Annotated in this window: 14 protein-coding genes; 2 read left to right on the plus strand and 12 right to left on the minus strand. The window is 36.4% G+C overall.

Features of this window, described 5'->3' with window-relative positions; all coding sequences use genetic code 11:
* Positions 1 to 117 precede the first annotated feature (117 nt).
* Positions 118 to 2427, minus strand: coding sequence for a GH92 family glycosyl hydrolase (locus IC221_RS12850; protein WP_188169355.1), 2310 nt, complete (start codon positions 2425 to 2427; stop codon positions 118 to 120).
* A 24-nt stretch (positions 2428 to 2451) separates the two neighbouring features.
* The gene (locus IC221_RS12855) at positions 2452 to 4734 is read right to left on the minus strand and encodes a GH92 family glycosyl hydrolase (RefSeq protein WP_188169356.1); all 2283 of its coding nucleotides are present in this window, start codon (positions 4732 to 4734) and stop codon (positions 2452 to 2454) included.
* A 560-nt stretch (positions 4735 to 5294) separates the two neighbouring features.
* Here IC221_RS12855 and IC221_RS12860 point away from each other — a divergent pair.
* Entirely contained in the window at positions 5295 to 6488 is a 1194-nt protein-coding gene (locus IC221_RS12860; protein WP_188169357.1) for a glutamate-5-semialdehyde dehydrogenase, read from the plus strand.
* A gap of 1 nt (position 6489) precedes the next feature.
* Positions 6490 to 7257 (plus strand): glutamate 5-kinase, encoded by a 768-nt coding sequence (gene proB, locus IC221_RS12865; protein WP_044205859.1) that lies wholly within the window; start codon positions 6490 to 6492, stop codon positions 7255 to 7257.
* 102 nt (positions 7258 to 7359) lie between these two features.
* Here proB and IC221_RS12870 read toward each other — a convergent pair whose 3' ends face one another.
* The 10 genes from IC221_RS12870 to nrfA form a co-directional block, all read right to left on the minus strand.
* On the minus strand, positions 7360 to 8091 hold the full coding sequence (locus IC221_RS12870) for an outer membrane lipoprotein-sorting protein (protein WP_188169358.1): 732 nt from the start codon (positions 8089 to 8091) through the stop codon (positions 7360 to 7362).
* A 227-nt stretch (positions 8092 to 8318) separates the two neighbouring features.
* Positions 8319 to 9590: an FtsX-like permease family protein gene (locus IC221_RS12875; protein ID WP_188169359.1), complete on the minus strand. Its 1272-nt coding sequence runs from the start codon at positions 9588 to 9590 to the stop codon at positions 8319 to 8321.
* Positions 9590 to 10765, minus strand: coding sequence for an ABC transporter permease (locus tag IC221_RS12880; protein ID WP_223241367.1), 1176 nt, complete (start codon positions 10763 to 10765; stop codon positions 9590 to 9592). Before IC221_RS12880 ends, IC221_RS12875 begins: the two co-directional genes overlap by 1 nt.
* A gap of 3 nt (positions 10766 to 10768) precedes the next feature.
* Positions 10769 to 11461, minus strand: a complete 693-nt coding sequence (locus tag IC221_RS12885; protein ID WP_188169360.1) for an ABC transporter ATP-binding protein — start codon at positions 11459 to 11461, stop codon at positions 10769 to 10771.
* A gap of 35 nt (positions 11462 to 11496) precedes the next feature.
* A complete protein-coding gene (locus IC221_RS12890) occupies positions 11497 to 12636 on the minus strand; it encodes a hypothetical protein (protein ID WP_223241368.1) in 1140 nt (379 codons plus the stop codon).
* 6 nt (positions 12637 to 12642) lie between these two features.
* Positions 12643 to 13218 (minus strand): TetR/AcrR family transcriptional regulator, encoded by a 576-nt coding sequence (locus IC221_RS12895; RefSeq protein WP_188169361.1) that lies wholly within the window; start codon positions 13216 to 13218, stop codon positions 12643 to 12645.
* Between the two features lie 149 nt (positions 13219 to 13367).
* The gene (locus IC221_RS12900) at positions 13368 to 20225 is read right to left on the minus strand and encodes a PKD domain-containing protein (protein WP_188169362.1); all 6858 of its coding nucleotides are present in this window, start codon (positions 20223 to 20225) and stop codon (positions 13368 to 13370) included.
* Between the two features lie 19 nt (positions 20226 to 20244).
* Positions 20245 to 21318 carry a type IX secretion system membrane protein PorP/SprF gene (locus tag IC221_RS12905; protein ID WP_223241369.1) on the minus strand — a complete coding sequence of 358 codons (1074 nt, stop codon included), beginning with the start codon at positions 21316 to 21318 and terminating at the stop codon, positions 20245 to 20247.
* Between the two features lie 435 nt (positions 21319 to 21753).
* A complete protein-coding gene (gene ccsA, locus IC221_RS12910; protein ID WP_188169364.1) occupies positions 21754 to 24903 on the minus strand; it encodes a cytochrome c biogenesis protein in 3150 nt (1049 codons plus the stop codon).
* A 119-nt stretch (positions 24904 to 25022) separates the two neighbouring features.
* Positions 25023 to 26525: an ammonia-forming cytochrome c nitrite reductase gene (gene nrfA / locus IC221_RS12915; RefSeq protein ID WP_223241370.1), complete on the minus strand. Its 1503-nt coding sequence runs from the start codon at positions 26523 to 26525 to the stop codon at positions 25023 to 25025.
* Positions 26526 to 26528 lie beyond the last annotated feature (3 nt).

Genomic DNA, 26528 nt, shown 5'->3' on the forward strand with positions numbered 1-26528 from the left:
ACTCACAAAAGGCAATTGCTTATAAAGTATTACTGAGATAGAAATCTAAAAATAAAAAACCCCTTGAAAAGATACCAAAGGCACTTCCCAAGAGGTTACAAAAGCTATATATAAATGTTATCTTTTTTCTCTCGACATAGAGTATGGTGCACTGTCAGCAGCTGTACCCCATGATTTATTTGGTGTTGCTCCCATTTCAAATACAATCTCTCCACCTGCCATGATTTGCTCATGTGTTAAGAAGGTTTTGTTGAAAGGCTGACCGTTTAATGTTGCCGATTGGATGTACACGTTTTCTTCTGAATTGTTGTTCGCAATTACTTTGAAAGATTTTCCGTTTTCCAATTGCATTTCAGCTTCTCCAAACTCTGGTGAACCGATTACGTACTCGCTTGTACCTGGTGCTACTGGATACATTCCTAATGCTGAGAATACATACCAAGCTGAAGTTTGACCGTTGTCCTCATCACCGCACAATCCGTCAGGTGTTGGGCTGTAAAGGTCTTTCAATACTTTACGTACCCATTTTTGTGCTTTCCAAGGTTGACCAGCGTAGTTGTAAAGGTAAATACCATGCTGGATCGGTTGGTTACCGTGAGCGTATTGTCCTGTTCCGTATTTCTCGTCTGCTACTTTCATTTCTGTGATTTCGTGAATCTCAAATCCGTAGTAGTCGTGATTAGCAATTGATGGTGTTGAGAAGATAGAGTCAATTTTAGCAGCGAATGCTTCTTGACCTCCCATTAAGTCTCCTAAACCTGCAGGGTCATGGAATACTGACCAAGTGTAGTGCCATGATGAACCTTCTGTAAATGCTCCACCCCATGCTTCAGGGATGAAAGGTGTTTGCCATGAACCGTCCTTCATTTTTGCTCTCATAAAGTTGGTTGATGGATCAAATACATTTTTGTAGTTCTGTGCTCTTTTCGCGAATAAGTCGATCTCTTCTTGAGGTCTTCCTAACTCTTCGGCTAATTTCATGATTGTGAAGTCAGCGTAAGCGTACTCTAATGTACGGGCAGTGTTTTCATGAATGCCAACATCGTAAGGGATATAACCTAAGTCATTGTAATAATCAACACCCATACGACCTACTGAACCTAATGGTCCGTGATTGTTAGAGTTTTTGATAATGGCAGTATATAATGTATTGATGTCGTATCCTCTAATTCCTTTTAAGTAAGAATCAGCAATCAATGAAGCTGAGTTTGAACCAATCATACAATCTCTGTGACCTGGTGAAGCCCACTCTGGCAACCAACCACTTTCATTGTAAGTGTTCACTAAACCTTGCATGATATGGCTATTCAACTCAGGATACATCACTGTGAAGAATGGGAAAACGGCTCTAAATGTATCCCAGAATCCATTATCTGTAAACATATAACCTGGCAATACTTCTCCGTTATAAGGTGAGTAGTGTACCAATTTATTGTCTTTATCGTATTCGTAAAACTTACGAGGGAAAAGTAAAGTACGGTACATTGATGTATAGAAGTTCTGCATGCTTCTCTCCGATCCACCTTTTACTTTTAAGCGATTAAACTCCGTGTTCCACTCGTCTTTAGCTTCTTGTTTTACTTGAGCAAATGTTTTATTACCTAACTCTCTATCTAAGTTGATTTGTGCTTGTTCGGCAGAAATAAATGATGAAGCTACTTTTGCAGTAATAACTTCACCTGCTTTAGTATCAAACTTCACATAACCTGCTGTTCTTTCAGCATTTACTTCCAATGCTTCAGAAGCCTCTTTACCGTTCCAAGTTCCTTGTGTTGTGAAAGGCTTATCAAACTCAATCACATAATAATTAGCAAAATTATCCGGTACTCCACCACTATTATTTTTAACATAACCTACGATTTTGTTTTCTCCTGGAATAATCTTCACCGAAGAACCTTTATGGTAAGCATCTACTAAAACAATCGCATCTTTTGTTTCAGGGAAAGTAAATTGGAAAATTGCACCACGAGTTGTTGGAGCAACTTCCGCTTTCGTTTTATACGTATCCAAATTCACACTATAATAATGTGGTTTGGCTATTTCAGTATCGTGAGAGTATTTCGACTGACGTTCTTTCTCTTTAAACTTCACCTCACCTGTCATTGGGAATATTGAAAATGCCGCATAATCGTTGATCCAAGGACTTGGTTGGTGTGTTTGTTTGATACCGTTAATACTATCTTTTTGGTACATATACGCCCAACCATCACCGTTTTCATTGGTTTGAGGTGTCCAGAAGTTCATACCAAAAGGTGTAGCTACTGCCGGATAAGTGTTACCTGTAGATAATCTAAAATCGGATAGTGAACCTACTTGTGTGCTCACATATTTTGTAAAATCTTCTAATTGTGGTTTTTCCTCCTTTTGTGCACAAGAGTACATCAGCGGGAGTGCTAATAGAAGTGAAAAGTAATTAAATAATCTCATAAATATTTTGTTGTATAGTTGAATCTATTTCAAACTTGATAATGGCTGATCTTCCAAAGAAGCTCCAAAAGCTTTGTTAGGTTGAGGTCCCATTTCAAAAGTGAGAACTCCACCCTCTTCTATTTGTGATTGTGTGATATATGATTTTGTAATCGGCTCTCCATTTAAGTGAAGCGATTGCACATACATATTCTCTGCTGATTGATTATGGGCCACTACTGTAAATGATTTGCCATTAGCTAAATCCATATTCACTTTATCAAAAATTGGCGAACCAATAATGTATTCTTGTGATCCCGGACAAGCTGGGTAAAAGCCCATTGCTGAGAAGATATACCAAGCCGACATCTGACCACAATCTTCATTGTTGATCATTCCATCAGGTTGATCAGAATACATTTCATCCATAAGTCTTCTCACCATTGCTTGTGTCTTCCAAGCTTCTCCCACGTAATTGTATAAATAAGTATTAGCGTGTCCTGGCTCATCACCGTGGGCATAACCACCCACAAAACCAGAGATATCCACGTGTTCTTCACCCTTCATATGTAATTCTGTACTGAATAAATGATCCAATTCTTTTCCAAATGCTTCTCTTCCGCCTTTCATTTCAATAAAATCATTTAACGCATGAGGAACGAAGTAATCATAAGCCCATTTATTACCTGAAATCCAATGCTCTTGCAGTGGCTCCCATTCATCCATGACAATATCTCCAAACCATTCACCGTTAGCTCTACGAGGCCAGAACATGTTTCTTTCTTCATTGAAAACGTTCTTATAATTTTGAGCACGCTTCATATAGTATTCGTACTCTTTGTCTTTCCCAAGTTCTTTAGCCAGTTGAGCAATCACCCAATCCTCATAAGCATATTCTAATGTCTTTGAGATATTTTTAGGAATTTCTGCCGGAACATATCCTAGTTTGATGTATTCATTCAATCCACCATCTCCATCAGAACTCGATACTTTGTTAAAATGGGCAATATCGTCCATTGCAGCAAAAGCCTCTTCTTTATTAATATTCGCTCCTTTCTGTATCGCATCATATATCACCGGTACGGAAGGATAGCCAATCATACAAGTATTGTCTACACCACAAAGCTCCCAAAGTGGTAAATGCTCATTCGCATCTGTATATCTAGAAATTAATGTCTTTGAAAACTCTTCAGACATTCTTGTTTCTAAGAAACTAATTAAAGGTTTTGTTGCTCTGAAAGTATCCCAAGTTGAAAATGATGAGTAATTAATGAAGTTATCTGCTGTTAGTTCTTTTCCCATCGCAATGTATTTACCATCTACATCCATTGATAAGTTAGGAGCAATAAAGTTGTGGTAAACACCTGTATAGAAAATTGTCTTTTGTTCTTCAGTACCTCCTTCAATATCAAATTTATTCAAAACATTTGACCACTCCTTTTGTGCATTGTCTAATGCAACTGAGAAACTCATTCCTTTTTCAGCATTCAAGTTCTTTCTTGCACCTTCTAAGCTCACTGCAGAAATACCCACTTTCACTTCAATAGCCTCTCCTTCTGTAGTTTTGAATGTAGCAAAGCCTTTTACATCCTTTCCTGAAGCTGTTTGCTTATCTGTAATAGTACCGTTTTTAGCTACTTTAAAAGTTTCATAAGGCTTTGAGAATTCTGCTACGAAATACACATTTCTTTTACCTCCCCATCCATTACTTAAACATACACCTGTTACTTCTTCATTGCTTTCAGAATGAATTTCAGTTTTTAATACTTGACCAAAAATTATGTTAGTAGGGTCAAAAATGATATTGGCGTTATCTGTATTAGGGAAAGTATATTTATGAAAACCGACTCTTTTGCCTGCTGTCAATTGTACATCTACATCGTAGTCTTCAAGGTACACTTGATAATAACCTGGCTCTGCTTGTTCCTTCTCATGAGAAAAACGACTTCTCCAACCTTCATCTGGATTTTCAATAGCACCAGCTTCTAACTTCAATTCTCCAACGGTAGGCATTAGTAAAATATCCCCAAGGTCTGACCATCCTGTACCACTTAGATGTGTATGACTAAATCCCTTAATATTATCATCATCATAATGGTATCCTGCACAATGATCCCATCCTTTTGTATCAGTATCTGGGCTCAACTGAATCATGGAAAAAGGCGTGGTTGCTCCAGGAAATGTATGCACAATTCCGCCTGTTCCAATAAAAGGATCTACATAGTTAATCGGTTTTTTGCTTACATCTACTACTTTCTTTTCTTCTTTACAACCCACTGTAATTAGAAAAAGTACTAGTATTGAAGCTATTGAAGTAATTTTTTTCATCTCTTTTGTAAACTGTATGTCGGTTCTTAAAAATCGCAAAAACATGCATAAACGAGCAATTTCTTGCAAGATATTCTTGTATTGGGTGAAATGCAATGTGTTGATACTACAATTATTAATTCTTAAGTATTATTAAGAGATAAATCAAGAATGAGAGAAGGTGTATTTTGAAAATTGACCTATCGATGGTTAGCAATTAGTCATTTATTTCAATTAAGTGGGCTTAAACTCAAGGTGTAATTGTTAATTTCTTTTTTATCTACATTTTCCAAGAAACATCCAATTTTAATACAACCTTATGAGTTAATTCTTTAGAATTAATGGTTTAAATTAGAGAAGTAAATTGCTTTCCCCTTCAAATAAATTAAAGTGACATCAAGTTCAATTACGAAATTATCAACACTTTATGGTATCTATTATAAAAAACTCACCCAATCTATTATTCAATTAAAATTATCGTCGTATATTGCTTTTTATCTATTATTTCATGCATTATGGCAGAAATTAATAGAAACCACAGCGATTGTGGAAGTTTAGTACTAACACTCTATTAGATTTTTATGATACTTTCAACACAAACTAAAAATGCGGTATTAAATGATTTAGCAACGCTAATTGCTGATCATTCTTCAGAGATCATTAAAGCCAATAAAAGTGATCTTGAAAAAGCGGGCGATTTGGATCCGACGCTTGTAGACCGCCTAAAAGTGGATGAGAAAAAAGTGCAAGGGATGGTTGCTTCAGTACACGAAGTAATTGGTTTAGAAGATCCTGAGGGGAAAGTTTTGTCTTCGTACGATCACCCCAACGGAATGAAAGTGGAAAATAGAGTGGTCCCCTTTGGGAAAATTTTAATTATATACGAATCTCGTCCTGACGTAACTATTGAAGCGGCTGTAAGTGCCTTCAAATCAGGAAATAAGATATTATTAAAAGGTGGAAAAGAGGCTCGTCAGTCTAACTTACAATTAGTTGACCTTTGGAAAAAAGCACTGAGCCAAAATAACGTAAGTGAAGATTATGTCGAGTACCTTGATATAGATCGTGAAACAACGCAAAAGTTATTAGCAGAAAACACGCACAAATTAGACCTTATCATCCCTAGAGGTGGCGAAGGCCTTATCAACTACATCAAGCAAACTACCTCTGTTCCATTGATGATCAGTGGTCGAGGTAATAACTTCGTTTATGTGCATGATAATGCCGACTTTGAAATGGCTACTGAGGTTATCCTTAATGGAAAGAGCCGTTTGAGTGTTTGTAATGCAATTGACAAAGTGCTTTTCAATGAAAGTATTCCTCAACTAGAAGAAAAGATTCAAGGTTTAGTAGCTCGTGCCAAAGAAATTGGATTGGATATTCATGGTGATCAGAAAATTGCTTCTTTAAATAATGAAGTTCAAGTTGCTGATGTGGAAGCATTAATGCCTGAGGAATTCCTTTCGGAGAAGATATTATTTGTTGCTACAAGTGGACTAGAGGAAGCCATTGCAACAATCAACCAATACTCTGGAGGACACTCTGCTGTCATCATCTCAACAGATGAGGAGAGTGCAACTTTATTCCAATATGAAGTAGATTGTGCTGCAGTTTACCACAACGCCTCGTCAAGGTTTACTGATGGTGGACAGTTTGGTTTTGGTGCTGAAATCGCAATCAGTACTCAGAAACTGCACTTCAGAGGCCCTGTTGGATTGGCGCAATTAGTCTCAAACAAGTGGTTTATTAAAGGTAACGGGCAAACGAGAGGTTAATATGAAACCAAGAATAGTGGTAAAAATAGGGACGTCTACCCTTACTGCTGGAACAAGTATGATTTCCAGAGGTAAAATCGAAAACATTGGGCGTCAAATACTTGCTTTAAGAGACCAATATGATATTATTTTGGTTTCTTCTGGTGCAGTTGCCACGGCCAAACAGTTTATAAATATTAGTGGATTGAAAAATAATATGGTGCATTCCAAACAAGCTTTATCAGCAATTGGACAACCTAAATTATTACAGATCTACGCTGAGGTTTTTGGTGATTTTGATTTAAAAGTCGCACAGTGTCTGATGACCTATAAGGACTTTGACAATAATGAATCAAAAACAAACACACTCAACACTGTCAATGAACTACTCACACACGGGTTTATTCCAATTTTTAATGAGAATGATACCGTGGCAGTGGAAGAATTGATTTTAGGTGATAATGATAAACTTTCTGCACTTGTGGCTTCACTTGTCAAAGCAGATAAGTTAATTATTGCATCTGACATTGATGGTTTATTTACGAAAAACCCCAATATTCATGATGATGCTGAATTGATTCCAGTTGTTAAAGACTTGGAAGAAATCAAGCAGTTTATTGAAGAAAGAGAAAATGGGTTGGGAACTGGCGGAATGACTTCAAAAGTTAGTGCTGCTAAAATCTGTTTTGATGAAGATATTGAGGTGTACCTTGTAAATGGTAGCCGAACTAATTTCATACAAAGGTCTTTGGAAGGAAGCTTGAAATTTACAAAATTCCAACCTAGCTAGAATCGGAGGATTTTAAAAGATCGAAAAGCAAAAAGACGTTATTATTTACATATATTGAGCTGTAAATAATAACGTCATTTTTGATTTATACAACTATTCGAATTACTTTTTCAGATTCGCTTTGTTGAAGACATTATCAGAAATCGGCACATTATCCTGCATCTCAATCACAATAAAATCTGTCCCTTTCCCATCTTTTAATACATCTTTATAATTCATCTTGAAAGGATAAAACCTTCCATTCACCGGGCGAACATCTTCCATGTTAATCGTCTTTAAAAGCTGTCCACTTTTAGCGAATAGGTCTTGACGCATGGGTACATAATTTTTCTTTTCTACCCACATCTTTACTTTAGGGTAAGAAATATCGTCCACTTTAGCATCCAACTGTAATATATAACAGTCTTCTCCGTTCATCTGCTCTTCTCCTTTGATCGTTGGTGTGTACATGTCCACCATTTTCTTCTCCTGCATCATATCTTCATACGACATGTCCGAACCATTGACAGACTGTCTCAACATATGACCTGAAATTTGTATGGTACGATCTGATGATGGAGAGTAAATCCAAAGTTTATCGTCTAACTTCAACATTTTAGTCCCTTTTTCTCTAGCGGGTGAAAGGTATTCTGAGAAAGTGTCTTTTGTTCCTCTGGAATAGGCTTCCATCACAATTTCCTTGTTCTTTCTCTTTCCATATACAATCATCTTTGATTTAGTGATTTTTGTACTGGAATACATATTTTCATCAATTTTTTGAAGCATTGCTACGGGATCTTGTGCCATTAAGGTACAGCCTATAAGTAAAAATGCAATGGTGAATATTTTTTTCATATTTCTTTATTGTTTTAATTCTTTTTATATCGCAAGTGTTAAGCCGAAAGGCGTCACTTGTGATTTATCATTGGCGAAGTCTCCCGACTTCGAATAGCCTAATTGTATTTGTTCGTTTCGAAGTCAGGAGACTTCGCCAATATGTAGTTCCAAGTGACGTTTTCGCTTAACACTTGAAACATTAATAGGCATTGCATCTCTACACTACCGTATTCTTTCAATTAATCCTAAACACCTAATTCATTAAATAACTCTGATGTTTGACGTTTGAAAATTCCTCTTCCAGATAATAATGCACCTAAGAAAGTAGCCATTACTCCAGGGAAGAAACCTATCCAAAATTGAGTGGGAACGACCTTCGCTCGAATCACATTAGAAAATAATACATTACTATTTCCTAATGTTTCTGACATATCTATCCCTACTTCTTGAAGGTAAAGGGTCAATAGCAGGCCTAAAATAGTTCCGAAAACTGATCCTATAGCTCCAACGATTACTGATTCTAATAAGAGTGATTTATAGATGTCTCTTTTGGATTCTCCAATAGCTATTCTAATACCAAACTCAGTATATCTTCTTAAACCGCCAAGTAATCCTGTATTCCATAATACGATGGACATGGCAATGATAAAAAAGAAGGTGAATGCACTACTCATCGTATTGACCATATCCAACATAGTACTCAAACCATTCTGATCCCTTAAGGCTAACATTTGAGGTGCATATTCATCATCATCATTGGCAAAGGATTGATTATAACTATTTTTGATTTCTTCTATTGCTTGATCATCATAAATATCATTGGGTAGGTAACCGTAAATCTCTTGAACGGCATCTTCCATATCAAGAATTTGCTCTGCATCTTTTATATCAATTAAAAAAGTTTTGTCGTCCATCACTGACAGTCCAAATTGTACTGCTCCAACATAAGTAAAGTTTTGGAACGACATGCTTCCATCCATTGTTGAACCGAAATAGGTAATTTGATCACCAATTTTCACATTCATTCTTTTGGCTAATCCCTGCCCTAAGAGTATTTCAAAGGGACCATTAGGCATTCTTCCTTCTACAATATTATTGGCGATGTTCAACCTCTTCAGATCTGAATTTCCTTCTGTCATATCAAAAGCCATCCCGCCTGCAATCCCTTGTGTTTTAGTTTGACCATTTTCATCTGGGACGTCTAAAATACCTCCAAAATTGAATCGCTTTACCCAGTCTGCTTCAGGATACCTTTTCTCTAAATCTTGTATTACCTCACCTGTTTCTAGTATAGAAAGGTCCAATGGTTTTTGAGCTATATTTTTGACATATTCTCTTGTCATCACCTTCATATGCCCCGTTCCAAAACGTGCATTCTGATCGACCATATCCCCCATCATTCCTTCAATGTAACCCACGAAGAAAACGGAAAGGGACACTCCCAAGCTCACTACAATTACAGGAAGTAAACTTCTGCTTTTGTCTCTGATGAGACCTTTAAATAAAAATTCAAACATTATTTCTTTCCTTTTAAAGCGTCTACAGTATTCATTTTAGCAATCTTGCGAACGGGAAGGTAGCTGATGACTGCCGAAAGTACCACTACCCAAAAAACTGTTTTTGTAAACAGTTCCGGCGTCATTAGCGGATAAATATATTCGCCTACAGTAATCCCCATTTTTCTGGATTGATCCACGTTAGAAGTCATAGGAATACCTACTTCATGCAACCAACTCAAAAGTGGTATCGCTATGATAGAACCTACCACCGTTGCGATAAATGCATACATAGTTCCTTCCAATGTAAATAAGAAAGTCACTCTTTTTTTGGTAAAACCTAATGCGATATAAGTGCCTATTTCTTTTTGTCTTTTGAAAACGGAAAACACTTGTGAATCAAAAATGGCGATCAGAGCAATCAGCATCAAAATACCATAAAGGAAAGATGAACCTCCTCTTTTTAATTCGATAAGTTCATAAAATTCTTTGAGTAATGCCTCTTTGTCTTTGTAATTCCAAGAAGCATTTGTGGTTTGATTGTATTCGGCATCTGCCAATAAATAGGTAGCTTCTTGTTGCAACCCTGTCAGTTGATTCATTCTATTCAAATCAATCCAAATTTGACCTGCATCAATGGTCGGTACATTGGTTTCAAAAATGCCTGCAATGGTGATGTTTTGAGCATCAAAAGTTCCGTTTTTATCTTTCCAACGCATCAGTATTGCATCACCTACTTTTAGGTTGTTGTCCTGAGCCATTCCTAACCCAATCAAAGCAGGAATATTGACCTTGCTTTCTTTTAAGAGCTGAGTTGGAAGTTCTACAATTTGTTGATCTGCTGGAATGCCTTTTAGTAAGATCGGCACCATTCTCCCATCGGGATAAATATTTGCTTGACGAATTAAGACGGGAGTCAGATGAGCATCTTTTTCATAGTTCCCGTGTCCACTTTCAATAGTGAAAGGGTCCAATTTGTCGTAATCAGGATGGATCACTTGCCCTTGTGCAAATTCCCAATTGACCTGATCTCTAATGCCTTGATATTCCCAACCAGTGTACATGCTGTTGAAAAACAAAATCATGACAAACGCTAAGGATAATGTGGTTATAGTGAGCCAAGTTCTCAAGCCAGAACTGATGATGTTTCTGAACGCTAATCGAAAACTCAACCCTATGTTGTATAAAGTATCCATTTTCTATTTTGTTTCGTCGTTCTTTACTTTTCCATCTTCCAAAGTGATGACTCTTCTGAGGTATTCTATTACTTTACTATCATGAGAAGAGAACATAAAAGTGATGCCCAATTCTTCATTCAGTTTTTTTAGAATATCCATGATCTTGTAAGCATTGGTGGAATCTAAGTTTGCCGTCGGCTCATCTGCTAATACAATATCGGGCTTCTTTACGATGGATCTTGCTATGGCCACTCTTTGCGCTTGTCCGCCTGAAATTTGAGAAGGTTTCTTGTTTGCTATATCAGAAAGCCCTACCCAATCTAAAGCTTGCATTACGGCATGTTTTCTTTCTGCTTTTGATTTCTTTTGTAATAGTAAAGGGAACTCTACATTTTCAAAAATGCTATAGACAGGCAATAAGTTATAGCTTTGGAAAATAAAACCAATATGTTCGTTTCTAAGTAGTGCGGACTCTGCGTCTGATTTTACGGCAACGTTTTTTCCACTGATTAATATTTCTCCTTCTGAAGGAATATCTAATGCTCCAATTAGGTTTAATAAGGTTGTTTTTCCTGATCCACTAGGACCAATCAGCCCTGTAAATTCACCTTTCTTGATTTTTAAATTGATGTCACTCAAAGCTGTAAACTCTGTTTCTCCTACCGGAAAACGCTTAGTTACGTTTTGAATTTCGATGATGTTGTTTGTATTCATATTAATATGGTTTTTGCGTTTATTCCTTTTTGAGATTAATGGTTTAATACAGCCATTAATCGCACCCCGAAACCTGGAGTAAATTGGTTTAAATCATTGGTGGCGATGGGTGAGGATATATCTGTTGTGGGATTATAATAGATCATAAAATACCCTGTCCACAAATCGAAATCATGATTATAAGTCGTAAAAAAACCTGTTCCGCTATTGGTCCAATCTCGATACACCATCACGGATATGTTATCAAAATATGATAGCGGATAATTCATCGAAATTGCCGTAGTATTACCCTTGTAATCAGCATTATTAAACTCTTCACCGTACCAGGTAAAAAGGTGTTCTCCTACTATATTTAGCCCACTACCAATCGGTAACGTATAATCCATACCAATGTCCAATAGTGTTTGATTTGTGAGGATTCCTACATTTTTATTGGTCTTGGTATAAGTTCCTTCAAACCAAACTCCGAGTAACAAATCCCATTTTCCATCAACCCCAATTCGATTTTCAGGCGTTTCAATGAACATTGGATTATCGGTGTTCCATCTTGTATCTAAAACAGCTTTTCGGTGATGGTATGAAAACGCAATTTCACCCTTTGGAGTAGGCAACTGCACTCTACCTCCTAGTTCAGGAATATCTTTCACGGATTGTAAAGCATCATACCCCCTTTGCTCTTCATTTCCATATAAAGCCCAAAACCAAATATTTGCATTATTCTTAAAATAATATCTCGCTAAGGCAGAATAGACACCGTTAGTCAAACCCAGCGGATCTCTAGGGTCAATTTGATTGAACCATTGCATGGGCCTTAATAAAGTAGATGAACCAAAATCAATTTTTTGAAGTCCTACTCTCACTTCACTATTGCCGTGAGCATAACGTACCCAACCTCTGTAAGGTAAAACCGTTCCATCCCAAACCGGAGTTCCATTTGCGTATTGAACTGAACCGTAAATATTGGCAGAAGCAAAGGCTGAAAAGGAATTTAGAGAATCAAATTGATGCTCAAATTTCACTTCTGGAATATAACGTCCACCACTCCATAAATTGAGCTGTTCCGCTTCGGGAGAGTAGGTTGTAAAACCCACTAACATACCATTAAAATCGAATTCAGATTGCCCGTAAATGGTATTGGACAACAACAACAAAAGTAGGATTTGAAGCTTTTTCATTAGTTTTTATTCTTGGGGACCATATATACCAAAAAAATAAAAGTTGATGATACCTCTCGTAACATCTTCAGAAGATTCAAACAGCACTATATTTTTGGGATCTTCAATAAATGCCTGCATATGATCAAGCATTGCCAACATCAATTCAATACTTAAATCTTGTCTGATTTCTCCGGAAGCTCTAGCTTTCATTATTTCTTGCACAAACAAAGACCTTCCCTCATGTTGCATGTCTTGTAACTCTTTCATCACCTCCACCTTTTCATTGAACATTTGAAGAAACTCTTCTAAAAATATCTTACTCATACTTTTAGAATACTTTATTTTCATCTCTGTCAATCTCAAAAGGGTTTCTCTAAAAGAGGTACTTTCCTCCACAATTGTGTTATACTCCAACATGGAAGTATTAAATAGATTACGGAGTATGGTTAATACTAAATCTTCTTTATTACTAAACTGACGATAAAACGTCATCTTGGAAACACCTGCTGTCTCATAGATTTCACTTACACTGACCTTCTTAATTCCTTGTGCATAAAAAAGATCTTGTGCCGTTTTTAATATTTTATCTTTCGCTTTCAATGATGTTACTTATTTTTGAATGTGATACTAATATAGTAACATTTAAATTAATAAGTAACATTATTGAAGAATTTATTTTTGAGAAAAAAACATAAAAAAAGCCCATAAATTTTCATCATGAGCTTTCTTTGAAATCTTACTGCAAATTGCTATCGAATAACGGTGAGTGAATTAGCATCTCTATGAATACTGCCATCAAGTTCACTGACATAATCCATCGTATAAGTATATACACCGCCCGGAACAAGTTTGCCTCTATACATACCATCCCAACCGTTTCCTTCTTGTCTCGCTTCACTGGAGTCTTTGTATTCTCTGCTAAAAATAATTTCTCCCCATCTGTTGTAGATGTTCAATTTAATATTAATTGCATATCGAGATCGAATAAGGAACTCATCATTTAAACCGTCACCATTTGGTGTCATTGCTGTTGGTGTAAATAATTGAGGTGGGCATAAATCTACTACATTGATGGAGGTATACAATTCACATTCTGTTTCATAAGTTGTATCAATAATCCTTACTTCAAAAGTGCCTTGGTCGTCTCTTTTTACGGTTTGAGTTGTTTCACCCGAATCTTCCCAATAGTAAACAAAATTATCACCTCCTGGAGCAGTAATTTCAATTTCCCCTCCTGTTCTGAAACAGAAAATTGTATCTGAAGTGGTAAACTCAGGTGGATTATCTCTTACATAAAGTGTATAGGCTCTAGAGAAAGTACATTCCTTTCCGCTGATATGTCTTACGGTATTTGTTACAATATATTCTCCTGGGGTTGACACATCAATAGTTGGTGTGTTTTCTCCCGTTGACCAAACAAAACTTTCTACCGTTCCTTCATATTCACCAATACTTCCATCTAATGTGTATTCCTCTCCCAAACAAATTTGAATTTCTGTTTTCTCATCTTCAATTTCAGGAATCACGTATACGTTCACCGAATCATAAGCAATACAACCATGTTCGTTGGTCACTTTCACTTTATACATAGTATCTTCTGTAGGGCTTACGTTTATCTTTTCTGTAGTTTGAGAAGTAGTCAACCATTCATAAGCAATTCCGCCACTAACCATCAATTCTGTGCTACTTCCCTCACAAATATAGATATCTTCAGAAATTGTAATTTCAGGCAATTCGTGTACTGTAATAGAAGCTTGATAGTATGTTGCACAACCATTTTCTGTTGTTACTTCTAAATAAATATCATAAGTACCAGCCTCTGTATATTGATGGGAAGGTGAAATTTCAGGACTTGTATAATTTGGTGTTGTACCATCATAATTAAAGTCCCATTGTACAGATTGAATTCCTGCATTATCACTGCTGATTAACGTTCCATAGTAAGTACTCTCATTGATAAACTCAGCAAAATCATAACGACAGATATTGTTAACCGTGAACTTTGTATCTACTAAATTATGAATTTCGACATCTGAAGAGAATACTTCTGAAGGACAACCGCCAATTGGCTGAACGATGAGTTGTACAGAATGCGTACCATGATCAGGGAAATCATAATATAAACTCGGTTCTGTTGTAATTGTATCACCATAAACCCCTAAATCCCAAATATATTCTGTTGGAAGATCATCATAATCACTTGTGGACCCTGATGCATCCATAAAAATTGTTTCTCCTAAACATACAGGCGTGGCCACAAAATTGGCAACTGTAATCGGTGTTTTAACTTCAATAGAAGAAGTAGTTGCACATAAGGTTGGATGCGAATTATCTACAATTGTCACCGTATAAATTCCGGCCTTTGTGACTTGAATGGATTGCGTAGTTTGATTGTTATCCCATAAGTAGGTGAAATTGCTTCCTGCTGGTGCTGTTAGCGTTAAATCACCTTTATCAAAACAAAAAACGGTATCAGCGCTTAGCATTCCAGGGTTTTCTCTAAAAATCACCTCTATGTCTTTCGTGAACGTACAAGTCTTCCCAGAAGTATGAGTTACTGTATTGGAAACCGTATAAAGACCACTTGTCGTCACCACAATCGATGAAGTCGTTTCACCTGTTGACCAAAGTATATCCTCGGTTGTATTTGGGTAATCTATCAATTCCCCATTTAGAGTAATGGATTCTCCCTCACAAGCTTCAAAGAAAGTCGTCGTTTCATTAAAGGATGGAATAACGTTTACTCTTACTGAATCATATTCTACACAATTGGTAGCATTTGTAACTTGAACAGTGTAAACAGTATCCGCTGTAGGAGACACCATAATTTTATCAGTTGTTTCCCCATTATTCCATAGGTATTTCACACCTCCGCTTGCTGATAATTCAATTGATTCACCAATACAAATAAATTGTTCTTCTGAAATCACGACCTCTGGCAGACTATAGATCTCCACCTCTTGAATCACAGAATCCAAACAACCACTTAATGAGTACACCTCTAATTTCACTTTATGTAGGCCGACTTCATCAAAAGTATAATTAGGTGAAATGTCCTCTACAATTACCTCCTTTAGTGGATCTCCATAATCAAAATACCATTTTACAGTTTGAATTATTGAGGGATCATCATTGATATTAATTCCATTGTAAATAGATTGATTTGTAAACGCATTCGTCTCTCCCAAACAAACGGCAGTAACATCAAATGCCACAACAGGAAGAGGATTCACCAATAGTGTTTTTTCAATTGAAGTAGATGAACAACTATTATCTGATGTCACTGTTAATTTGATATCATAATCACCAGCATTTTCTAATTGAACATTGATTACCGGCTCAGTGGTTGTCGTATCTCCCCAATTATTTATTTCCCAATGATAAGAAGTAATATTTCCTCTACTATAATCCTCAAAGTCACTTAATGAACCGTCCAAAGTCAGTACATCACTAACACATATCGCTGCAAAATCATCTAATTTAGCAATAGATTGAGGTTCATAAATGACTTTAAAAGTATCGGCTCTTACGGCTACAGTTTCCGAAAGGGAATTTGTACCATCAATTTTATCTATGTAATCAGCCTCAATCCATGATTTAATAATGTAAGTTCTCCCATCTTCCAAATCAGGATCAATTGTAAATGGATTTCCATCTTTTTCGTAAGAAAAGGTCACTTCTTCTGACGTTCCTCCATCTGTTGATGCAATTTCGACTCCATCCACATACCACTGATAAAATACCTCAGCAGTATAACTGTATTCAACGGTATCTTTATTAATTGGCGTAAATGTAGGATCAGAAACATTAAGTACTGTTTCGCCCTCTGTAATACATTTTTGAATATCGTTGACTGTTCTTTCAGGAACTCTTAAAATTATAATATCACCTTGAGGATTGGCAGGGTAACTACATCCTTGTTCATCTTCAAAAATAACACCAGGAGTGGCTCTTCGATCTTCTTTCAAAATACTATCGTATAGGAATGTAATTGTATTTCCAACGACTTCACTTCTACCATCTCCAGAGAACCAACGATAACTGATATTTCCTGAGTTTACACTAGTATACGATGGTGTGCCGTTAAAAGTAGAGCTGAAAGGAGCGTACCCTATTCTTTTTGAGATTGTAAAGTCACCTCTTACACCACCTACTGTAATTTTTTTAGAATCAGTAATCATTGTACATCCTTGGGCATCTTCTACCATTAATGACACTTCATAATTTCCGGCTTCAAAATAATAATCTAATCTTCCATTATCCGTTTCAACGCTTGTATCTCCATCCAAATCACTCTTAATGATCCAAAACCACTTACTTATTGTAATTTCATTGCCATCAACATCTGTTCTAGGGGTAGAATTCCCTGCTGTATTATCGGCATTATCTGTAAAAGCAATAGATCCTCTACAAGCCATTGCATATTCGTCTCCCACTTGTACAAGTTGTGTAGAAAATGGAGTAAAATCAGCTTCTGAAAAAGGTAAAGAAGGAACATCAACATCCAAAGTGTCAGAAACACTACAACTGTTGGCATCCTCTACTGAAAGTATCACTTTACCCACTCCAGAAGGCAAGTCATTAATGATAAATTTCACATTATGACTTTCGCTTTTATCTTCTGTATAATCTGTAATTGCTGTCTCATTTCCTAAAGCATCCAAATACACTAAAGTATAATCTCTATCTTGAGGGTTTTGTAATTTTGCTCTGCTGAGTTTTGGATTTAGAGTGGCAACCACTTTGTCACAAGCAAAGAAATAAGACATGTTATCGCTTTCTGTTCCAAAATCAATGGTTGGTGCGGTCACTCTAACCCTTATTTCTTTGGTAAAGCCACATACATTCCCATCAGTACTATCAAGTTCTGCTGTAAAATAGATTCGATACCTATTATTTTGATTATTTCTTGGTGCGATAAAATCATAAACAATACTTTCCGTAATAGCTGTAGGGTCGTTTCCACTTTTATACAACAATGGAACGCTACCATCGCCGTATACTTCCCATCTCCATCTGAAATTTGGAATTTTAGTCAGATCTCCCAAGACTTCCGTATCCACAGAAAAAGTTTGTGTAGAAGGAATCCCTGTATCATTCAGACAAATTGAGTTCACGCCTGTCATATCTGAAACTGAAAGGTCTACTACATCTATACCTCCTTTTGTTTCCGTAAATTCACATCCTCCATCATTAAATATAACTTTTACAGTGGCTTCATATTCTCCTGTTTCTGTAAATGTAATCGATGGACTTGCATCAGTGATTGGATCATCTGGAAAAACATAATCTATTCCGTCTTTTTTAAAAGTCCATTCAAAAGTGGCGTTTCCATCGTGAATCCCTGCACCAGGAGAAAATGTAATCGTTTCATCTTTACAAACTAAATCCTTACTGGAAATATCTACTGTTGGCTTTGCTTGTGGAGTGATTGCATCAGTAAAAATATCTTCACAAGTCGCTAATTTTGCAGTAAGAGTGACAGTATAGTTTGCTCCACTTGTAAGATTAACCCCTATTTTATTGGAGAGGTAAAACTTGTCTTTATCGGTAGTAGTAAAATTATACGTATCCCCTCCTACAGTTACTTCCCAATCAAAGGTCATTAGATTAACGTCTCCCTCTGAGTTATTAATAACAGCAAGCGTATTCACATCACATTCATCTTCAATATCGAATTCAAAGTCTGCTCTTGGTGGTTCAATCGTTATTGTTTCTCTTGTAATATCACTCTCACAACCATTGTAAATTGCTCTCAATAAAACTTCATAATCGCCAGGAGAATAATTGGTATATCTATTTCTTCCATTATAACCATCGTAGGCATTTACCCAGCCTCCCCCAAAGTCCCATTGAAACTGAATTTGATCAGGATCAATACCCAATCCTACCAAATCTGTAGTATTGGTGAATGTTGCATAGTTTTCATCATCATTACAAATAGGATTTTGATCGATTGTAAAAGTGGGAGTTATAATCTTACCTATCAATACGGTCTCCGTCACCACTGGATCTAATTCACATCCATCTAAATTTTCCACTTCATATTGAATTGTATAGGTACCGTGTTCATTGAAGGTATAGTTAAGATCATCCGTGAAAAATTCTTCAGTGGCTCCTCCCTCTTTGATGACTGACCACTTTACATTTTGTAATTCGGCGTCTGTTAGTACTCTTCCAAAATGGGTTACTCTTGATGTAAATATCGAATTTAACCCTTCACAACCTCTCAAAGGAGTATTGCTGCTAATCGTAGCAAATAAATCTTGAGACTGAACTGTCACCTGATCTAAAATACATTCTATACCATTGCCTGTTGCTACCAATTCAATGACATGAGGATTCTTATCGTTAAATGTAAAAATGGGATTTGCATTGTTAGGAATATCCGTACCACTTCTCCAGCTTAAAGTATAACCTGAGGGTAGATCAGATTCATTCAGAATCGATAGATTCACATCGTATACATCTTCACAATACTCTGTTTTTGTATCTATTGCAATTGTTGTAGGCAAGAGATTTGGAATCGCTATCGCTTCACTATCGTTACATCCTCCAAAATCAGCCTCTACAGTGATATTTTTTCCTCCTGCTGTAAAAGTTCTATTTAATGTAGAAGGTAATTGTCTTGTAATCGTTGTAGGCACTCCGTCTTCTGTAATTGTCCACGTTATACTTTGGCCATTTAAGGAAGCCGGTAAATTAGATCTAAATTGTAAGGTATAAGTATCACAATAGGTGGATGGTGTAATCACTTGAAAAAGGTCTTGTGCTACATTCAAAGTAACATCAGCTGTTTTTGTGACTGTACAACCATTTTTTTCTCCCGTTACAGTCACTGTATAGTTATCTCCATTAGTATCATCAAAATTATGATTAACCGTTTCACCATTCTGAAGTGCTGAACCATCTCCAAAATCCCAAGAATAAGTAATACCGGTGGTCGTTTGAAAGTTTACATTAAACTGTTGGGTCAATCGGTCACTACAGCTTTGGGCAAAGACTGGGTCAATCGTAAAATCGAAGTCTTCAATAATTTCAATGGTTTCCGTTTTTTTGACATCAACAATACAACCATCAACTGTCACACCCTCCATCACGACTTCATACGTTCCTGCTTTTGTAAAAGTATAACTACCACCATCATTGATCTCCGCTCCAAGTGTATTAATCAAGAACCTTAATGAAGCATATTGATCACTTTCTTTCGAAGAGAATTGAACAGTGGTTCCAATACACCCCTCGTAAGCGGATAGTTCAAAATCAGAAGACGTAGGAGTAGCAAGTACTTCTACACTTACAGTGATTGTTTTCTCCGTTCCTCCATCCTCATATATGGCTGATATATCATGAACACCTTCTTTTGAGAATAAATATTTGGGTGGTGCAGGAGGTAATTTATTGCCTTCTATAATCCAATAAAGTGGTGTAGCACCTTCTAACCTAAACTCTCCACTCACTCTATCACAAGCTTTTAATTCATCTCCTCCACTTAAGTTATAATCCTTATTATCTTCATCATTTTTAACCCAAATTTGCTGTGCGAATGCTTGCCCCGTAAAGAAGGTTGTGATCAAGAATGTTAGTATAGTATATATTTTGTTCATCATCTAATTCTTTAATGTGCTATAAACTTGGTGTAGGACATTTGTCGGTTGGCCCGTTACTGTTGTTTGATTTCTTTTTCTTTTTTCTATAATTAGGATAAAAATTGAATTGGTAACGAAGGGATATTTCATGTGAGTTGCCTTCTGACATTCTTAACCCTCCAATGGGCATATCAAAACTGTAACCTAGTAGTAGTTTCTTTAATTTCACTCCGCTCATAATTACGATGGCATCATGATTAAATGTACTAGGGTCTTCATTATCTTTTAAAATCAAACCCCTATACCACACCCCAAATACGATGGGGTGATAATCTAAATTTACTCCTGTACTTAATTGATCTTGTTTCCCTTGAGACTGATAATGCATCATAAAACTGACAAACTTATCATCGAAGTTAGCCACACTGCCATGCCAACGGTAGGTAAGGGGAATTCTGTAGCCTGCTTGTAATGAAAAACGTAATGGTAAATAGTCCGTTCCTTGATTGAATTTGGTAATAGAAGGTTGATTGATATGATAAACGGATAACCCAAACCACATGTCTTTTCCATAAAAAAGAGTACCAGCAGAAAAATCTGGATAGATATTGGATTCTCGGTCAACCCTATCTTGAGTAGGGTTACCTGTCTGACCATCATCATCAATTTGATCTCCAAAGAGTAGTTTATAAAAACCTAAAGAAGACTGTTCAAATCCTATTTGCAACCCAAAGCTGAGTGTGTAGTCTTTAGACACTTTTACTTTGTAACCTCCAGTGGCATTAAACACCAACCGATCTACAACAGCACCACTTTTCTGTGCCATTATATCCTGTTGAATTTGTCCACCTACGGATAAATGTCGGTTTGCTAAAGGAGTATCAAAACCTCCAATAAAGGTCATATAGTTGGAGGGGACACCAACCCATTGGTTTCTGTAATTAATATTTGCCCGACCGTCTCCAGGGGTACCCACCAATGCAGGGTTTAAATACAATGGAGCTGCATAGTATTGAGATAGTTGAGCATCTTGCCCGGATACAGTATTGGTAACCAAACAAAAAAACACGACTAAACAGGTTAGACAATATTGTAAGTAAAGCTTATTCAATTTAAGGAGCGAAAGAAGTTAATCTGAATCAAAAAAAGTACAATAATTTATTAGCATTATTCAATTTGATAATTTGCAATTGCAATTCCTATTCCTAAATCACTAAACAACTATATATCAACTCCTTAAAAAAAGGAGTGGTGTTGGATTGCACTTTGTTAGATGAAAGATATGAGTTCAGATCAGAATAAGAAGTTATTTCGTATTTACAATTGAGAGGATGATTTAATCGTTAAGTAAAAGAGTTCATCAAATTTTGGGCAAAATAAAACCCCTACAATAAAATTTACTGCAGGGGAGTATTACTTTTTTTAGATATTTTTCAATATCTATGATTCTTTACCCAATTTGAAGTTATAAAAATTATATGAATAATAAAAAAAAAATTACAATCCACGTTGTCTACAACTTCTATTTAACTGAGAATCAATATTATTATTTTGACTTAATTTTTGTATTACTTTCTCTAAAATAAGCTGTCACACCTAAAATGATGACCATGGCCACAACATAATACACAAATGTTGGGATTGGCACTGGGTCACCTGTTGCATAACTGTGCAAACCTGTTAAATAATAGTTCACGCCAAATGATGTCATTACAATTGACGAGAAAGCAACCAAACTACTTAAGTTAAAAATATAAGCTCCTTTTAAAGCTGGAACGAGCCTTAAGTGCAATACTACAGAGTAAACAATCACTGAAATCAAGGCCCAAGTTTCTTTTGGATCCCAACCCCAATAACGACCCCATGACTCATTGGCCCAAACACCTCCTAAGAAGGTACCAATTGCCAGCATATATAAACCTATTGTCATAGACAACTCACTAATGTAAGTTAACTCTAAAATAGGGTTCTTAAATTTCTTATTCTGGATTACCATAAAAATCAAATTGATAAACCCTAGCAAAGCAGAAAGTGCTAATGGTGCATAACTACTTACAATAATTGCCACGTGGATTTTTAACCAATACGATTTCAATACTGGAACTAGGTTAGTGATTTCAGGATTTAACCAATCTAAGAAACTCACAAATAATAGTGTTCCTCCAAATAAAGAGACCAATGGCATAATAAAATCACTCTTTCTGTAGAAGATAAATCCAAACAAGAACAATGACCAAGCTACTAGAATCAACATTTCATAGCCGTTAGTCCAAGGTGGGTATTGTGCAATATACCATCTCAAAGCTAAGTTAAATGTAAAGGCTATAAAAGCGGAGAACCCAATACCAATACCGGCAGTATAAGCCAATCGTACTCCTTTATTATTATAGAATACTTTTAACAATGCGAAAACTAAAAGGTAAACACCCAATAACCAGTAAATAGGGAAAAGGTTATTAAAGATATTCATCTTATTGTATGACAACTCCCATTTGATGGCATCATCTGAAAGGTAAATCTTCTCACCCATCACCTTTTGGAAAGTTCTTACATATTCAAGGTTTGTACCCGCTTCAGACCAATCACCAGATTCTCTTGCTTTGATGATTTCCATATAATAAACCTTCATTATATTTCTCACAAAAGCAGAATCTTCGGCAACAAATGGAGACCCTACGAAATTAGCGTTGTACCAATTATTGTTGGGATCTTTTGGTGCTGGGAATACTTTTAAATAATTTCCTGATAAACCTTGAAATAGAATATTAAAACGTTCATCAACTTTAATAACTTCTTTATCTAATTCTCCTCTTTCCGATGGTTTTTTCTTCTGAGCTTCGTCCACCATACCTCTTAGAAGATAATCTCCTTCATTATTGATCAAATCATCAAAAGAAACTAGATCTGTTGACTTCTTCTGAATACGAGTAAAAATCGCTCCGCCTGCGTCTTTATCAATTTTAATGATTGGTGCAGTCTGCCAGTAAGCTGGATCAATATGTATTGACAAGAAAACTTGATCACTGTTCATCTTTTCTTTAGAACCATCTGGCTTTACTAAAGTATATTTCGATTTACGTGACAGTTTTCTCAGGAATTCTGAACTCAAAGTATTGATGGGCTTTAAACGACCATCCATATCTTGAACTAATAATCTACCAAAACTCTCTGCATGTTCTTTGTCAATATATTGAGATCTTGACTTCACTTCTATTCGGTGCTGCTCTAATTCTTCGGCAGTTTGAGCAAAAGATTTATTGGCTCCAAATCCTAAAAGCATTGCCAGCAAAATGACAAAATTCTTTTGTTGTGCTTTTAGCTTAGATAGTTTACCACTGACAAGTCTGAAACGAGATTTCTTTTCAAAGAATGAGAATAACATACCTAACGTCATAAGTGTGTAACCAATGTAAGTTATAAATGTACCTGGTCTATCTTGATTTACTGAAAGGATAGTACCCATTTCGTCTTGGTCAAATGAAGACTGGAAGAAACGATATCCTTTATAATCCAATACATTGTTCATGAAGATTGTATAAGGGAAAGTTAAATCTCCATCCTGTACAATCACTTCACTTGAATAAGCTGATGGGTTATCCGAACCTGGATATTTTTCCATCTCAAAATTATTTAAGAATAATGAGAAAGGAAGTTCTGTAACTACAGCACCATAAGACAGTTCCACATCATACCCACCAATATGCACATCTTTAAACGGTGTAACTACACCTTCTAAGCTGGCAAGAATCACTTCTTCTGTTTCATTATTGACTGTTACATCCACAAAAAGTAAATCGGCTGCTTGAGCTTTCATCTTCTTTGTAGTCGCCGATGAATAACCCAACTTCATTCCATCATATATATCTTTAATTACAAACTTCAACGTCCCCATTGTGTACAAGGCTTGTTGTTGTAATTTTTCTTCTGTCTGAGCAGGAGTTGCACCACTTTGTTGACTTGCCATAATGAAGTATGACATTCTCTCAGGGGCATGAACTGCGTAGTCATTCGCAGTCTCCTTAATATTAATTGCTCCTTCTTTATAATTATCAAAGGTAACTTCTTGTCCTTGGAGGAACATACTCTTTCCTTTTTCAAGGAAAACAGAGTTTCTTCCATCACCTGAACTTGTTACAATCTCTATCACTGCATCACTTACCTCACCTTCTACAATTGATTGCACCGCATCGGGTACAAAGGAAGTGGGTTTAATTACAATTTCGTCTTGATTGTTTGTTTGTTCCCATTCAAAATTTGGTTGGTGGATTTGAGTGAAAATACTTTTTCTTTTCAACTCTTCATTCATTCCATTTCCATGAATGTGAGCTTGGAAGTATCTTTCAAGAGAGATAATTTGATTACTGCTGGCACCTTCACGGATTCTGATATTTCCTTCATATCCGAAATATCTTGTTACGAAAGCACCTAAAAGGATAATGATAAAAGCGACATGGAAAGTAAGAACACCTAATTTTTCAACACGTAGCAATTTGTATTTGAAGATGTTCCCAATGAAATTTAATCCTAATAAAGCTTGTACAATTTCGAACCAAGTAGCATTGTAGACCATCTCTCTAGCTGCGGGAGTACCAAAATCATTTTCTACAAATGTGGCGTAAGCCATGGCAAACCCGTAGATCAATAAGCAAACTAATGTCAACTTATTGGAGAATAAGAATGTAAATATTTTTCGCATGCTTAAAATTAACACATAGACTATTTTAAGTCTAATATATTGGATAAAAAAATGCTGTTGTTGAGGAATGTTATATTCCCCTACAACAGCACTTTAAGTAAGATTGTAATATTTTTATATTACTTGCTAGATACAGTTTCTACACCGTATGCATCTTCACGAGCTTGAGCTTCTTTTAACCATTTAGGAAGAACGTTCTTCTTGAATGTTTCTTTCTCAGCCTCTAATTTCTCCATATCTAAACCGATATATTTTTGAGCTTTCGCTTTTGTATCGATATCTGGGTAAGGTACTTCACCTTTGAAACCAAGATCGCTTAATAAACGAGCTAATTTGATACGAGCTTCTTGCGCTTTGTCAGTACCAGTGTTTACAATTCTACCCACCTCAACTGGTGCGTGGAATGAACCACCGTGTGACGCTACTGCATAATCCCATCTCCATTGTGCGTGACGGATATCCATTTGGATAGGCTTCATTTGCTCTGGAGTTGCTCCTAAGTCTAACGCTTTTTTCGCTTCAACGTGAGCTCTAACTAATAATTTCTCTAAACGCTTAGCACCTTCTTTGATTTTTCTTTGGTTAGAATAAACGTTCTCCACCAATTCTTTCTCTTCCTCACGGTGACAAACCTGACAAGAGTTAGCAGGGTTGGCTAAAGGAGATTGGATATGGTGATCAGTGAACTTCTGTCCACCTTCAGTTTTGTAAGGCATGTGACAGTCAGCACAAGAAACACCTCTCTTCGCATGAATACCTTGCTCATGGATTTCATAACCAGGGTGTTGCGCTTTCAACATTGGAGTTTTTGACATACTGTGCGTCCAATCTGAGAATTCGATATCATCGTAGTATTTCTCAGCATCGTCTACAGTTAAACCGTTTTTCCAAGGGAAAGTTAAGTAAGGAACTCCTTTTTGAGGAACGTCTTTGTTGAAGTAGTATTCAACGTGACACTGTGCACAAACTAAAGATCTCATTTCTTGGTGAGAAGCTTTAGAAATATCTTTACCCATAGACTCAAATGCTTCGATCAAAGCAGGTCTTGAGATTTGTAAAGCCATTGTTTCATTGTTGTGACAATCCGCACAACCAATAGCGTTGTTGATTTCAGCACCTTTATCTGCCCATTTACCAGCGTAGAACTCTGCAATACCGATCTCGTTCATTAATCTTGGAACGTCCGGAGATTTACAAGTCCAGCAAGTAGATGGCATTGGACCTGTACCAGGACCAGTAGGACCACCTGTTCTTAATGTATTTCTGATATCCTCAACTGCATGTTGGTGACCTCTTGGTTGGTTGTAATCTTTAGAGAAACCGTAACCGGCCCAAAGCACAACTAACTCTGGAGTATCTTCTAACGCATCAGTAAGGATATTACCGTTGCTCATTGTTTTGAAAGTTTCCTCTTCTGTTTTAGTAAATGACTGGTATTGACGAGGATAATTTTCTCCCCAAAGCTCGTTACGAGGTTCAAACTTTGTAACTTTTACTTTAGGTTGGTAAGCGAATTGTGACTCGCTTTTACGGTCAGCGATGTTACTCCCTAACATTGCTAAAAGGACCACGACTAAAAGAGTGGCAAAAAATAATAGCCAATTCTTCACTTTAGAACTCATAGA

Source organism: Flammeovirga sp. EKP202, from assembly GCF_014534745.1.
GTDB lineage: Bacteria > Bacteroidota > Bacteroidia > Cytophagales > Flammeovirgaceae > Flammeovirga.